Here is a 13,096-nt window from a genome sequence, read left to right on the forward strand (position 1 = left end):
CCGCAGTTCGTGATTGCCTCTACCGACGCAGCCCCTCGGACGTCCCGCACACCCCCCTCCCGAGCTGGGCTGACCGGGCCGTCGTCCCCGTGTCCACCGGGGCGTGCCGGCCCGTTCCTCCCCCTTCTTTTTCTTTGCGTGCTAGCGGAGCCGATCCATGCTCACGACCCTGAACACCTCCTACACCGACACGCGTGCGGCCGACCTCGCCTGGGCCCTGGGACGCGAGCCGTTGCCCGCACTGGCCACCCTCGACCTCGAACAGGGCGGGGCCAAAGTCCAGTTGAGACTTCTCGGCGCGTCCCACCAGGTGCTCCTGGAGGAGGAGCGGGGAAGCTGTTCGGAGACCGTGGCGTGCATCCCGGGCTCCAGCACCCCGCTGCCCCTCGGCGTCGCCAAGCGGTCCGACGACTGGGAGTACGAGTTCGCCGCCCGCGTCGAGTTCCTCTCGCCGGGCTCGTTCACCGGCCGTGCCCAGGAATTGCTGGCCCTCGTCTCCGAGCATCCGCACGGTCTGGCGGGCGTCTTCCCGGGCAGTCCGAACGCGTTCACCGCGATGCTGGCGCAGTGGCACGACGGCCAGGTGCACTGGCGGACCTGGCACGCCTACCCGCAGGACGGCCAGTTGGTGGCGACCAGGACGAGGGTGGGGGTGCGCCGTTCCGCCTTGGCCGGAGCGAGTTGAGCGCGGGTAAACCTGCGATGCGCGTCAACTTCCTTTTCCACACGTGTGGGTGACGAGGGGTGCTGCTCCTGTGACGTAACGTCACAGGGGTGATCGAACCGCACGCCCCGGCCCCGCCCGGCGCGGCGCCGCCCCTCGGCGGCCCCGCGCGACTGCCCGTCCGGCCGGGAACCGGCCGGTTCCTCGTCCTCGCGGGGGTGTTCGTCTGCGCGGCCTGCGGTCTTGTGTACGAGCTCGAACTCGTGGCGCTGGCCTCGTACCTGATTGGCGACTCGGTCACCCAGGCGTCCATCGTGCTGTCCGTCATGGTGTTCGCGATGGGCATCGGCTCGCTCGCCGCGAAGCGGCTGCGCCGGCACGCCGCCGTCGCCTTCGGCGCGATCGAGGCGACGCTCGCCCTGGTCGGCGGGTGCAGCGCCATGGCGTTGTACGCGGTGTTCGCCTGGACCGGCGGCTGGGGCGGTGCGTGGGCCAACGGCCCGCGCTGTCTGCTGGTCGCCTTCTCCCTGGCCATCGGCCTGCTGATCGGGGCCGAGGTGCCGCTGCTGATGGAACTGATCCAGCGGATCCGGCGCCAGGACGCGGGCGGCGCGGTCGCCGACCTGTTCGCGGCGGACTACGTGGGCGCGCTCGTCGGCGGACTCGCCTTCCCGTTCCTCCTGCTGCCGCTGCTCGGGCAGTTGACCGGGGCACTGGTGACCGGCGCCGTCAACGCCGTGGCGGGCGGCGTGCTCGTCCTCGGCCTGTTCGCGCGGGACCTGACCCCGCGCGGCCGCTGGCTGCTGATCGTCGCCAACCTCGCCGTGCTCGGCCTGCTCGCCTCGCTGACCGCCCTGGTCGGCGACTTCGAACGGGCCGCGCGGCAGGCGATGTACGGCGAGGACGTCCGGGTGGCGCTGCGGACCGGGGAGCAGGAGGTGGTCCTCACCGGCGGCACCCGGGGCCGTCCGCTGCGCCTGTTCCTCGACGGGCGGCTGCGGGTCGGCGGCCGCGACGAACTCCGGTACCACGAGGCGCTGGTCCACCCCGCGATGACCGGGCCGCACACGCGGGTGCTGATCCTCGGCGGCGGCGACGGCCTCGCCGCGCGCGAGGTGCTGCGGCACCCCGGCGTCGAGCGGGTCGACGTCGTCGAGCGCGACCCGGCCCTCGTACGGCTGGCGCGCGGTGACCCGGCACTGGCCCGGCTGGACGAGCACGCCTTCGACGACCGGCGGGTGCACGTGAGCACCGCGGACGCCTTCGACTGGCTGCGCGGGGCGCCGGCGGCGGCGTACGACGTGGTGATCGAGGACCTGCCCGATCCGGCCATCACGGCGAGTACGAAGCTCTACGCGCAGGAGTTCTACGGCCTGGCCCGGCGGGCCCTGGCACCCGGCGGGCGGCTGGTGGTGCACGCAGGACCGGTCTCCTCCCGGCCCCGGGTGTTCTGGACGGTGGAGGCCACGGTCCGGGCCGCCGGGCTGGGTACGGTGCCGTACCGCGTGGACGGCCGTGACTCCGCCGCCGATCCCGACCGGACGGCCTCGCGCGCCCCGCGTGACTGGGGTTTCGTCCTGGCGTCCCGTATGCCGCCCGCCCTCCGCCTGGACCCGCGGGCCCCCGCTCCCCGCACGCTCACGCCGGAGTCGCTCACGGCGGCCGCCCGCGCGGCGGCCCGCACCCGCGTCCCCGGCCTTCCGCCCTCGACGCTGGTCCATCCCCGGTACACGGACTGATCCGGCCCGCCGCGGGCGTGTGCGGTGCGCGGGGGACGGCTCTGGGCGAGGGGAGGGTAATCGGGAGCGGCACTGGGTACCCTCGGCTGACATGGAGCACGAGGTGTTCGTTCCGGTTCCGGCCCGGCTGCTGCGCAGGGCGCTCGCCGATCCGGCGCGGGTTGCCCGGGCGGTTCCCGGGCTCCAGCAGGACGCGGGCGGCGAGCCCGTCACCGGCCGGCTCAAGATGCGGATCGGCGGCCACTCCATCACGTACCGCGGCACGCTGCGTGTCCGCGCCCTCGACGAGGGTTCCTACGCCGTCGAGGGCGACGCGACGGAGTCCCGCGGCAGCGGATCCGTGAAATTCACGCTCACGCTCCGCCTCCGCGACAGCGACGGCGGTTCCACCGTCACCTTCGACGGCACGGCCACGGCCGAGGGCCGCGTCACCGAGCTGCCCCCGGACTCCGTACACACCGCCACGACCCGCCTCCTGACCCGCTTCACGGAACACCTGTGCTCGGGCCCGGAGCAGCCGGATCCGGCCACCGCCGGGCCGGGTGACGCCGACTCGGGTGGCGCCGGAACCGATGGCGCCGGGTCCGATGGCGCCGGGTCCGATGGCGCCGGGTCGGGCGCCGGAGAGCCGGAAGCCCCGCGGGCGGCCGGCGGCGACCGCCCCGCGACGGCTGCCGCCGGACCGGCCGGCGCGGAGCGGGAGGACTCCGAGCCGGCTGCCGCCGAGCCGGATCGCGGCGGGGGGCCGGAGGAGTCCGAGGCGGAAGGCTCCGAGCCGTCCGAGGGCGACGGGGGCGTGGGGCTGGCCGAGGAGGCGACCGAGGACTTCGCTCCGTTGGCGAGTGGGGACTTCGAGGCCGCACCGGACGCGGACGACGCCCCGGCGCCGCCGCTCGGGGACGAGGGCGAGGCCCACCCGGCCGCACCGTCCCGGCGCGGTTCCCTCTTCGACGCCGATGTTCCGCCCTCCTCCCTCGACCCGTTGGCCGACGAGGAGGACGAGGACGACGAGCCCCCCGTCTCCGAGGACTTCGCCGAGACCGCCGAGCCGCCCGCCGAGGCGGCACACGCCCGGCGGACGATGATCGGCCGCAGCGCCGAGGAGGTGGACCACGCCCCGCCCCGCGGCCGCTACGCCCCCGTCCCCGCGCCGCTCACCGTCTCCGCCGGCCCGACCCTCCGCTGGGCCGCGCCCGCCGCGGCGCTGATCGTGGCATCGGTGATCGTCGTGGGCCGGGCCCTGAGGCGCCGCCGCTGAGTGGCGTCCGCGTGGCTTGGCGGGAGTTCGGCGTCGCCTGCCGGTCCGGAGCCCGGTCGGGCGGCGCCTGCGGCGTGGTTGGTCGTGGCGTCTGTGCTTGTGGTGGGCGCAGCCCTGAGGTGCCGCCGCTGCTGAGCGTGGGCTTTGCGGCGGGCCTTTCGCCGGGCCGCTGGCGGCGTCCGTGTGGCTTCGCGGCGCTCGTGTCCTCATCTGCCGGGCCGGAGCTCGGTTGGGCGGCGTCCGTCGCGGGTTGGCCGTGGCGTCGGTGATCGTCGTAGGCCGGGCCCTGAGGTGCCGTGGTGAGCGTTGCGCCGGGCCGCTGAGTGGCGTCGCCGTGACTTCGCGGCGCTCGTGTCCTCGCCCGCCGGGTCGACGCTCCGTCGGACGGCGCCCGTCGGCGTCGGTGATCGGGTGGGGCGAGCCCTGGGGCGCAGCCGTTGAACGGCGCCCGCCGCTTTGCGCGCCCGTTCCGGCGCCGTCGGCCGTTTCCGCCCGGTTCCTGCCGTTGGGCGTCGTGGGGGCGGGCCCGCCGGCGCCGTCGCCGAGCGGCGCCTCGGCTCGCCGTGGCCGGCCTCTGTCCCTCCAGCCACCCGCGGCGCAAAACGCCTTCTTGATCCGGCCAGTAGCCTCGTGGGGTGAGTAACGAAGACATCACGCTGACCGCGGGTGACGCGGAAGCGGTCGTGCAGCCGGGCAATGGCGGGCGCGTCGGGAGTCTGCGCGTCGGCGGGCTCGAACTGCTCCGTCAGGGAGAGCGTTTCGGCTGCTTCCCGATGGTCCCCTGGTGCGGCAGGATCCGCGACGGCCGCTTCCGGGACGGCGCCGCCGTCCACCAGATGCCGCTCAACTCCCCACCGCACGCCATCCACGGCACCGCCCGCGACGGCGCCTGGCGCACCGCCCGCACCTCCGCCACCGAGGCGGTGATCACGTACGACCTCGTCGACCCCTGGCCCCACCCCGGCCGTGTCACCCAGGCCGTCACCCTGACCGAGGACGCCCTGACGCTGACGATGTCCGTGGAGACGTACGAGTCGTCCTTCCCGGCACAGATCGGCTGGCACCCGTGGTTCAACCGCACCCTCGGGGGACCCGGTGCCCAGGACGCCCGCGTCGACTTCCGGCCCGCCTGGCAGGAGGAGCGCGGCGACGACCACCTGCCCACCGGCCACCGCGTCGAGCCCAAGCCCGGCCCCTGGGACGACTGCTTCGGCATGCCCGGCGGAGTGGACGTCACGCTCACCTGGCCCGGGCAGCTGGAGCTGAGGGTGACCAGCCGTGAGGAATGGGTCGTCGTCTACGACGAGCAGCAGGCCGCCGTGTGCGTGGAGCCGCAGACCGGTCCGCCCAACGGCCTGAACACCCTTCCGCGCCTGGTCACCCCGCTGGAGCCGCTGGAGGCCTCGACGACCTGGACCTGGCACCGCGCTTAAGCTGACTGTCATGAGCGACGTTCGCGGCGAGCTGCTGCAGCAGATCAAGGACAAGGCCGTGGTGCACGGCAGGGTGACGCTGTCGTCCGGTCTCGAGGCCGACTACTACATCGACCTGCGCCGCGTCACCCTCGACGGCGAGGCGGCCCCGCTGGTCGGTCAGGTGCTCCTGGACCTGACCGCCGACTTCGACTTCGACGCGGTGGGCGGCCTGACGATGGGCGCCGACCCCGTCGCGGCCTCGATGCTGCACGCCGCCGCCGCGCGCGGGCGCAGACTGGACGCCTTCGTGGTCCGCAAGGCCGCCAAGGCGCACGGTATGCAACGGCGCGTGGAGGGCCCCGAGATCAGGGGCCGCCGCGTCCTGGTGGTGGAGGACACCTCCACCACGGGCGGCTCCCCGCTCACCGCCGTGGAGGCGGTCCGCGAGGCGGGCGCCGAGGTGGTCGCCGTGGCGACGATCGTCGACCGGGCCACGGGCGCCGCCGAGAAGATCACTGAGGGCGCCGGAGTGCCGTACGTCTTCGCGTACTCGAAGGACGACCTCGGACTGGACTGAGCCGGACCGGGCCGGACCGACCAGGACAGGCAGGCCCGGGACGGGAACCGGGACGGCACCGGGTCCGCACCGCGCGACCCGGCCGTCCACAGGTCGGGCAGGGTGTCCTACACATCAGGCAACGTCTGCGAAGATGGGGCCGACGATGACGTCACTCCCTAGGTCAGGGCCGTAAGTACGCAGAACGCACCCCGCACATACAAGGAGCGGACAGATGCCCATCGCAACCCCCGAGGTCTACAACGAGATGCTCGACCGGGCGAAGGCAGGCAAGTTCGCCTACCCGGCCATCAACGTCACCTCCTCCCAGACCCTGAACGCGGCCCTGCGCGGCTTCGCGGAGGCGGAGAGCGACGGCATCGTCCAGATCTCCACGGGTGGTGCGGAGTTCCTGGGCGGCCAGTACAGCAAGGACATGGTCACCGGCGCCGTCGCCCTGGCCGAGTACGCGCACATCGTCGCCGAGAAGTACCCGGTCAACATCGCCCTGCACACCGACCACTGCCCGAAGGACAAGCTCGACGGGTACGTGCGTCCGCTGCTCGCGATCTCCGAGGAGCGCGTCAAGGGAGGCCGCAACCCGCTGTTCCAGTCGCACATGTGGGACGGCTCCGCGGAGACCCTCGCCGACAACCTGGCCATCGCCCAGGAACTGCTCGTCCGCACCGCCGCCGCCAGGATCATCCTCGAGGTGGAGATCACCCCGACCGGTGGCGAGGAGGACGGCGTCACCCACGAGATCAACGACAAGCTGTACACCACGGTCGAGGACGCGATCCGCACCGCCGAGGCCCTGGGTCTGGGCGACAAGGGCCGCTACCTGCTGGCCGCCTCCTTCGGCAACGTGCACGGCGTGTACAAGCCGGGCAACGTCGTGCTCCGCCCCGACCTGCTGAAGGACCTGAACGAGGGCGTCGCGGCGAAGTACGGCCGCCCGGCCGGCAGCCAGCCGTTCGACTTCGTCTTCCACGGCGGCTCCGGCTCCACGGAGGAGGAGATCCGCACGGCGCTGGAGAACGGCGTGGTGAAGATGAACATCGACACCGACACCCAGTACGCCTTCACGCGTCCCGTCGCCGACCACATGTTCAAGAACTACGACGGCGTCCTCAAGGTCGACGGCGAGGTCGGTTCCAAGAAGACGTACGACCCGCGCACCTGGGGCAAGCTGGCCGAGACGTCGATGGCCCAGCGCGTGGTGGAGGCCTGCGGCAACCTCCGCTCCACCGGCACGAAGATCAAGTAACTCCCGCTCTCCCGCGACGGGTCCGGTGCCACGGCACCGGACCCGTCGTCCGTTCCGGCTGCCCGTCGATCCGCCCGTCCGCCCGCCTGGCCCGGAGCCGGCCGGCGCGGGATGATCCCCTCATGGCTGTCACCGCACAGCACGCCCCCGCCGTCAGGATCTCCAGCCCCACCGGCCGCTGGATCCTGCTCACCACCGTGCTCGGCTCCAGCATGGCCCTGCTGGACTCGACCGTCGTCAACGTCGCCCTGCCCCGCATCGGCCGCGACCTGGACGCGAACCTCGCCGCGCTGCAGTGGACGGTCAACGCCTACCTGGTCACCCTGGCCGGCCTGATCCTCCTCGGCGGCTCACTCGGGGACCGCTACGGCCGACGCAGGATCTTCGTGCTCGGCGTCGTCTGGTTCGCCACCGCCTCCCTGCTGTGCGGCCTCGCCCCGAACGTGACCGTCCTGATCGCCGCCCGCGCCCTGCAAGGGATCGGCGGGGCCCTCCTCACCCCCGGCTCGCTCGCCCTCATCCAGGCCTCCTTCCACCCGGACGACCGGGGCCGGGCCGTCGGCCTGTGGTCCGGCTTCGGCGGCATCGGCGCGGCCGTCGGCCCGTTCCTCGGCGGCTGGCTGGTCGCCGGGCCCGGCTGGCGCTGGGTCTTCCTGCTCAACATCCCCGTGGCCCTGGTCTGCGCCCCCGTCGCCCTGCGTCACGTGCCCGAGTCCAGCGCGGCCACTGGCGGCACCTCCCCGTCCCGGCGCGGCCGGGAGTCCGGGAAAGGCGCCGCCCACGGCCGCTTCGACGTGCTGGGCGCGGCTCTCGGCGCCCTGTCCCTGGCCCTGGTGACGTACGCCCTGATCGAGGCCCGCCACGGCACCCTGGCCGTCGCCCTCACCGCCGCCGCGGGCGTGCTCGCCGCCGTCGCCTTCGTGTACGTGGAGAAGCACCGCGCCGATCCGATGGTGCCGCCGGACATCTTCGCCTCCCGCCAGTTCACCGCCGTCAACCTGGTCACCCTGTGCGTGTACGCGGCCTTCGGCGGCTTCTTCTTCCTCACCGCGCTGCAACTCCAGGTGGTGGCCGGCTACTCACCGCTGAAGGCGGGCACCGCCCTGCTCCCGACCACCGTCCTCATGCTGCTGTTCTCGGCCCGTTCGGGCGCCCTCGCCGACCGCATCGGGCCGCGCCTGCCGCTCACCGTCGGGCCGTTGCTGTGCGCGGTGGCGATGCTGCTGATGCTGCGGGTCGGCAAGGGCGCGCACTACTTCACGGACGTGCTCCCGGCCCTGCTCGTCATGGGCGCGGGCATGGTCACCCTGGTCGCCCCGCTGACCGCCACCGTGCTCGCCTCGGTGGACACCTCCCGCGCCGGGCTGGCCAGCGGCATCAACAACGCCGCCGCCCGCGCGGCCGGCCTGATGGCGGTGGCCGCGCTGCCGCTGCTGGCCGGGATGGGCCCCGAGGCGTACCGCTCGGCGGACGCCTTCGACGCCGCGTTCCGCCGGGCCATGCCGATCTGCGCGGCCGTCCTGGTGGTGGGGGCGGCCCTCGCCTTCGTCGCCGTCCGCCGCCCGGCCAAGGGCTGCCGCCGGCCCGAGTGCCGCACCCACGGCAGTGTGACGACACCGCCTCTGGAGACGGGCCGCGGGGGTGCGGCCTCCGGCGCCGGTCCGGCTTCGTGAGCCGAGGAAGGGGCCACCGAGGTGGCGGCGCGTTACCCGGCGTCGTCGCTGGCCTGGGCGCAGCTCGCCGACGACGCCTTCGAGCGGGGGCCGTGGAGTCGTACGCGTACGCCCGTACGGGCTACCACCGCGGTCTGGACGCCCCGTGCCGCAGCGGCTGGGCCACGGTCCGGTCCCCTGGGAGAAGGGCGCTACATGCGAGCACTCCGTGCCGCCGCTTCCTGAGAGCGGCGGCACATTTCGTTCGAGCCGCGGTGACGGTTACCGCTTCAGCTCGGCGTACGCCTCGGCGCTGCTGTCCTGAAGGAACTGCCAGCAACGCTCCGTCTCGTCCTTCTCGTTGATCTCGCCGGCGGCGCGGCCGAGGGCAGCGAGGCAGCGCAGGAAGCCGCGATTGGCGCGGTGGTCCCAGGGGATGGGGCCATGCCCCTTCCATCCGGCCCGGCGCAGGGCGTCCAGGCCGCGGTGATAGCCGGTGCGCGCGTAGGCGTACGACTCGACAACCCGCCCCGCCTCGAAGGCGTCGTCGGCGAGCATCGCCCAGGCGAGCGAGAACGTGGGGTGCTGCGCCACGACCTCGGCCGGGGGCTGGGACTCCTCGCCCAGCAGGCGGTACGCCTCTTCGTTCTCCGGCAGGTATGTCGGCTCCGGGCCGCCGAGCAGGTTCTTGTGAGTCGTCATGCCGCCAGTCTGCCACTTGTGGCCAGGCATCCGGGACGTCCACGGGAGAGAACGGCCGCGCATCGATGGCAAACGAGAATGGCGGTTGATGTATCTGATCGCAGCGTGCGACGATCCGGCGCATGGCAGCACGACGGGGGTCCTCCGATGCCGTACGGGTGGGCATCTACACCCGGATCAGCAAGGACGACGAGGCCGAGGGGCTGGGTGTCGCGCGTCAGGAGGAGGACTGCCGGCTGCACTGTGCCGCCAGGGGCTGGGAGGTGGCCCGGGTCTACGAGGACAACGACCTCTCGGCGTACAAGCGCAAGGCCGTGCGCCCGGAGTTCCGTCAGATGCTGGAAGACCTCAAGGCCGGGCTGATCGACGGAGTAGTCGCCTGGGACATCGACCGCTTCACGCGCCGGCCGCGCGAACTGGAGGCATGGATCGACGAGTACGAGGATGCCGAGCACCGGAAGCGCCAAGAGAAGGTCCGGCGTGAGTCGGAGGGACGGGCTGTACGGGACTACGCCACCAAGTACCTGCTCTCGGGCATCGCCCGGTGCGGGCGGTGTGGTGCGAAGATGCGGGCGTTCCCCTCGTACCGGAAGTCGAAGACGTCATCTCAGTTCAGATATGCGTGCCCCGGCAGGAACGACGGCGGATGTGGGGGAGTGGCCAGGGCGGGCGAACCAGTCGATCGCCTCATCAGGAACGCTGTGTTCCTCAGCTCGGACAGGGCGCCGGCGAACGTCCCTGTGCGCGTGCCGGAATGGGGCAAGGAGGATCAACTGGCCTCCCTGGAGCGAGACATGGCAGAGTTCAAGCAGGCGTGGCAGGAGAAGCGCATGTCGGCCGCCCGCTACATCGCGCTCACCGAGGATCTGGAGAAGCAGACTGCGGAGCTGCATCGGGAGCGAGCCCTGCATCGTGCCGAGGCCGCGACCTTCTCCGCCGGCCCTGTCGACATACGGGAGCGGTGGGAGAGGCTGACGATCGAGCAGCAGCGGGCAGCCGTTCTCAAGGTCTTCCGCGCGGTCATCGTCAAGCCCGCGTCCAACGGGCCGATCTTCGACCCGGCGGACATCGAACCGGTGCTCAGGTGAAGAACGGAGCCGGGCTCCGTTGCGGCCGGAGCCCGGCTTCGTTCCGTAACGACCGGTCCGTGCCGAAGACGCGCAGCAGGCCGTCGACCCACTCCTCGGCCCGGTCAGGGAGCTGAGCCTCTACTCGGCGCGGCCACTCGTCTTCAGCCCGCAGGCGACGAACCCGATGTCGTGCCTGTGTCCGAGGGGGCGCAGATACTGGCCGACCTGCGGGCCCTGATCAAGCGGTTCGTCGTGATGTCGAGTGAGGAGGCCCTCACAGCGGTGACCTTGTGGGTGGCGGCCACCCATCTGCAGCATGCGCCGCGCCTGGCGGTGGTCGGTCCGGCCGGGCGGTGCGGCAAGTCGCGGCTGCTCGACGTGGTGACCGAGACCGTGCATGCACCGCTGATCACGGTAACGCCAGCCTAGCGGCGATCTTCCGCTCGATCACCGCAGAGGATCCGCCAACGCTCCTGGTCGACGAGGCCGACATACTCTTCGGCACGGCCAAGGCGGCTGAGCGCAACGAGGCCTGCGCGGTCTGCTGAACGCCGGCCACCAGCGCAACCGGCCCACCTTGCGCGTCACCGGGCCTGAACGCACGCCGGTTGCCTCCGACGTTCGCCATCGCCGCTTTGGCGGGCATCGGTGACCTGCCCGACACAATCACGGACATGCCGGTTGAGGACCGCGCCGCCGACACGTGGGAGCCCCTGGTGATCGTTGCCGACCTCGCGGGAGGCGACTCTCAGGTGGGCGGGCGGGCGGGCTTCGGCGAGCCGGGCCGGGGAGGCGGCCCACCGACTTCGTCGGCGGACCGCCGCGAAGGATCGAGGCTACTTCCCGGGGGGTTGGGTGACGACCATCCGCCAGATCACCGAATTGGCCGCTGAGAACTTCCATTCCAGTTCGTGCATATTGGCGCGCGGTATCTCGGCGGTGAACACGCCGCTCCCGTCACCACACTGGGAACCGGCGAGGGTCTTTCCGGCGGCGATGATGTTGAACTTGGCGGGGCCGGCGCATGTCCACATCACCGTGATGGATGAGGCTTTCCCCGCTGACGCGGGAAGCGTGACACCGCCCGCACCGTGACCCGACCCCGTGTACAGCGTCTTCGACCCGACAGGGAGCGAAGACTGGACCGGATCTGGAAGGCGGGCCGGGCTCGTCGGGGTCTGCACCGGAGAGGGGGTCGCGCCGGCCTCCGTTGTTGACTCCGCCGGATGCGGCGTCGCCCCGTGGGTGGCGGTCGCTCGGGAGTGAGCGCCACCGGAGCAGGCCGACACAAGCACCAGGGCCGACAGACCGACGGCCAGCATGGAAAGCTTCATTAAATCGTCCTCAACTCACGAGTGGGCGATGTAGGGCGAGAGTGCCGGGAGCTTGGCGGTCCCGTGATTCGAGACGATCCACTTGCAGCCACCGTTATAGGAACCGCGTTCCCAGTTGAAGGAGTATCCCTTCGAACCAAGGGCAAGCCATCCGTCCTTCTGGCTCGCCGGGACTTTCCACGATCCGCTAAGGGCGACGGTGGTGGTCTTAGCGTAGGAGATCGAGCCACTGATGGTCTCTTCGGCGGAAGCGACGAGGATTGACTCGCTAAGCTTGGCCGAATATGTCACGGTGCCGGTCCAGGTGTGACCCTTGGCCACCGAGACCGAGAGCGTGACACCGGACTGTCCGTAGACGGTCTTGCTCTTGTCCCCGACAAACGTGCTTTTGACGCTGGTGAAGGAGAAGCTCGGGTCCGGCGGGCAGCCCTCCGCGTGCACCGGAATATCGGCGTCGACGTCGTCCGGCGCCTGAGGGATCGGGTTCCCATCCTGGTCGGCGTTGACCGGCGTCGGGGCGTCTTCCGCAAAAGCAGCGCCCCCTCCCCCCGCTCCTACAGTGAGAAAAGAAGTCAGCGCAGCGGCTGTGCACGCGCGAGTTAGTGCGGCATTCATAGTTTCCTCCCTCCGCCCCTCTCCGGGAGCGGCATGGACAGAACGATCGTGGAATGCCTGAGTGATCGTCAAGGGAACTCGAATAGTTTGAGCGAGGCTTGAGCTTGGCAGTTGGCTAGAAAATTCTGCTTACGCCATGGCTCTCGTAAGCGAGTGAGTGGAATGCCTCGCTCCTTCGGTGCGAATCAACGTATAGACGCAAGGGCATCGCCCATTATTTACCTTCTTTACTCAATCAAGGGAATTTAGGGGCTTGACCCTTGAACTCAGCTTCGATCTTTCGTGCGCCCGGCAGGCTGGAGGTCCTGATGACGTAGGTGATTTTCGGTCGTGAGGTCGTTGTTGCCTGCCGGTGGAATTCGGTCCGGGAAGCTGCCAGGAGGCCCGGTAGCACGGCGCACCCGGTCCGAGCCCCCGCTGCCTACCGCAGCTGACGGTCGACGGGAGTTGCTCGTCCTCATCCGACGAACTGGACACAGGGTCGGCGCCGGGGCCGCTTTCGGTGTCGACACCACTGGCTGGCAGAGGCTGTGCACTCTCCCGCCCCAGGGGGTCGGCCCCTTTCCGGCGTGCCAGTCGGTGGTTAGCGCCTGTTCGGTCCAGATGGTCTTGCCGTGGTGGGTGTAGCGGCTTCCCCAGCGTTGCGACAGCTGGGCGATCAGGAACAGTCCGCGGCCGCCCTCGTCGGTCGGCCGGGCCCGGCGCAGCCTGGGCTGGGTCTGGCTCGGGTCGGAGACCCGCAGATCAGCACTGCTCCTTGATCAGCTTCAGGCCCGCGGGGCCGCCGGCGCACCGGATGGAGTGAGATCAACGCGGCTGCCCCA

12 protein-coding genes and 2 pseudogenes are annotated in these 13,096 nt (G+C 71.4%); 10 read left to right on the plus strand and 4 right to left on the minus strand.

The genetic code is table 11. From position 1 onward, the window contains the following. Nucleotides 1-157: 157 nt before the first annotated feature. The 8 genes from ACIOWN_RS19950 (at nt 158) to ACIOWN_RS19985 (ending at nt 8,916) form a co-directional block, all read left to right on the plus strand. Complete coding sequence (locus ACIOWN_RS19950) at nt 158-685, plus strand: DUF2617 family protein (protein WP_362349936.1); 528 nt, start codon at nt 158-160, stop codon at nt 683-685. A gap of 89 nt (nt 686-774) precedes the next feature. Next, nucleotides 775-2,403 (plus strand): polyamine aminopropyltransferase, encoded by a 1,629-nt coding sequence (locus ACIOWN_RS19955; protein ID WP_362349938.1) that lies wholly within the window; start codon nt 775-777, stop codon nt 2,401-2,403. A gap of 91 nt (nt 2,404-2,494) precedes the next feature. Then, a complete protein-coding gene (locus ACIOWN_RS19960; protein WP_401982981.1) occupies nt 2,495-3,661 on the plus strand; it encodes an SRPBCC domain-containing protein in 1,167 nt (388 codons plus the stop codon). A gap of 635 nt (nt 3,662-4,296) precedes the next feature. Then, the gene (locus ACIOWN_RS19965; protein ID WP_362349942.1) at nt 4,297-5,094 is read left to right on the plus strand and encodes an aldose 1-epimerase; all 798 of its coding nucleotides are present in this window, start codon (nt 4,297-4,299) and stop codon (nt 5,092-5,094) included. Nucleotides 5,095-5,104: 10 nt separating this feature from the next. Further along, nucleotides 5,105-5,653 carry an orotate phosphoribosyltransferase gene (pyrE, locus tag ACIOWN_RS19970; RefSeq protein WP_100568410.1) on the plus strand — a complete coding sequence of 183 codons (549 nt, stop codon included), beginning with the start codon at nt 5,105-5,107 and terminating at the stop codon, nt 5,651-5,653. 214 nt (nt 5,654-5,867) lie between these two features. Then, the gene (gene fbaA / locus ACIOWN_RS19975) at nt 5,868-6,899 is read left to right on the plus strand and encodes a class II fructose-bisphosphate aldolase (protein WP_362349943.1); all 1,032 of its coding nucleotides are present in this window, start codon (nt 5,868-5,870) and stop codon (nt 6,897-6,899) included. 122 nt (nt 6,900-7,021) lie between these two features. Further along, nucleotides 7,022-8,572 carry an MFS transporter gene (locus ACIOWN_RS19980; RefSeq protein WP_401982983.1) on the plus strand — a complete coding sequence of 517 codons (1,551 nt, stop codon included), beginning with the start codon at nt 7,022-7,024 and terminating at the stop codon, nt 8,570-8,572. A gap of 92 nt (nt 8,573-8,664) precedes the next feature. Beyond that, the gene (locus tag ACIOWN_RS19985) at nt 8,665-8,916 is read left to right on the plus strand and encodes a DUF3151 family protein (protein ID WP_401982985.1); all 252 of its coding nucleotides are present in this window, start codon (nt 8,665-8,667) and stop codon (nt 8,914-8,916) included. On the opposite strand, the gene ACIOWN_RS19990 is transcribed toward ACIOWN_RS19985, so the two are convergent. Beyond that, nucleotides 8,834-9,253, minus strand: coding sequence for a DUF3151 domain-containing protein (locus ACIOWN_RS19990; protein WP_326803385.1), 420 nt, complete (start codon nt 9,251-9,253; stop codon nt 8,834-8,836). The genes ACIOWN_RS19985 and ACIOWN_RS19990 overlap by 83 nt on opposite strands. A 122-nt stretch (nt 9,254-9,375) precedes the next feature. Here ACIOWN_RS19990 and ACIOWN_RS19995 point away from each other — a divergent pair, with 122 nt between their 5' ends. Further along, complete coding sequence (locus tag ACIOWN_RS19995) at nt 9,376-10,341, plus strand: recombinase family protein (protein ID WP_362349946.1); 966 nt, start codon at nt 9,376-9,378, stop codon at nt 10,339-10,341. A 237-nt stretch (nt 10,342-10,578) separates the two neighbouring features. After that, nucleotides 10,579-11,069: pseudogene (locus ACIOWN_RS20000) on the plus strand (DUF3631 domain-containing protein); the annotation flags it as partial. A 90-nt stretch (nt 11,070-11,159) separates the two neighbouring features. Here the strand turns inward: ACIOWN_RS20000 and ACIOWN_RS20005 are convergent. From ACIOWN_RS20005 to ACIOWN_RS20015, 3 genes and pseudogenes are all read right to left on the minus strand, one after another. After that, nucleotides 11,160-11,657: a hypothetical protein gene (locus tag ACIOWN_RS20005; RefSeq protein ID WP_362349948.1), complete on the minus strand. Its 498-nt coding sequence runs from the start codon at nt 11,655-11,657 to the stop codon at nt 11,160-11,162. A gap of 15 nt (nt 11,658-11,672) precedes the next feature. Next, the gene (locus tag ACIOWN_RS20010) at nt 11,673-12,272 is read right to left on the minus strand and encodes a hypothetical protein (protein WP_362349949.1); all 600 of its coding nucleotides are present in this window, start codon (nt 12,270-12,272) and stop codon (nt 11,673-11,675) included. Between the two features lie 572 nt (nt 12,273-12,844). Continuing rightward, nucleotides 12,845-13,079 (minus strand): annotated as a pseudogene (locus ACIOWN_RS20015) (ATP-binding protein); the annotation flags it as partial. Nucleotides 13,080-13,096: the final 17 nt, after the last annotated feature.

Origin of the sequence: Streptomyces sp. NPDC087787 (genome assembly GCF_044743035.1) — a bacterium.
Classification (GTDB): domain Bacteria; phylum Actinomycetota; class Actinomycetes; order Streptomycetales; family Streptomycetaceae; genus Streptomyces.

What these genes read in the sequence shown, in the direction of transcription:
- ACIOWN_RS19990 (WP_326803385.1), bottom strand. Translation starts at nt 9,253, where the DNA reads ATGACGACTCACAAGAACCTGCTCGGCGGCCCGGAGCCGACATACCTG.
- pyrE (WP_100568410.1), top strand. Translation starts at nt 5,105, where the DNA reads ATGAGCGACGTTCGCGGCGAGCTGCTGCAGCAGATCAAGGACAAGGCC.
- ACIOWN_RS20005 (WP_362349948.1), bottom strand. Translation starts at nt 11,657, where the DNA reads ATGAAGCTTTCCATGCTGGCCGTCGGTCTGTCGGCCCTGGTGCTTGTG.
- ACIOWN_RS19950 (WP_362349936.1), top strand. Translation starts at nt 158, where the DNA reads ATGCTCACGACCCTGAACACCTCCTACACCGACACGCGTGCGGCCGAC.
- ACIOWN_RS19980 (WP_401982983.1), top strand. Translation starts at nt 7,022, where the DNA reads ATGGCTGTCACCGCACAGCACGCCCCCGCCGTCAGGATCTCCAGCCCC.
- ACIOWN_RS19960 (WP_401982981.1), top strand. Translation starts at nt 2,495, where the DNA reads ATGGAGCACGAGGTGTTCGTTCCGGTTCCGGCCCGGCTGCTGCGCAGG.
- ACIOWN_RS20010 (WP_362349949.1), bottom strand. Translation starts at nt 12,272, where the DNA reads ATGAATGCCGCACTAACTCGCGCGTGCACAGCCGCTGCGCTGACTTCT.
- fbaA (WP_362349943.1), top strand. Translation starts at nt 5,868, where the DNA reads ATGCCCATCGCAACCCCCGAGGTCTACAACGAGATGCTCGACCGGGCG.
- ACIOWN_RS19995 (WP_362349946.1), top strand. Translation starts at nt 9,376, where the DNA reads ATGGCAGCACGACGGGGGTCCTCCGATGCCGTACGGGTGGGCATCTAC.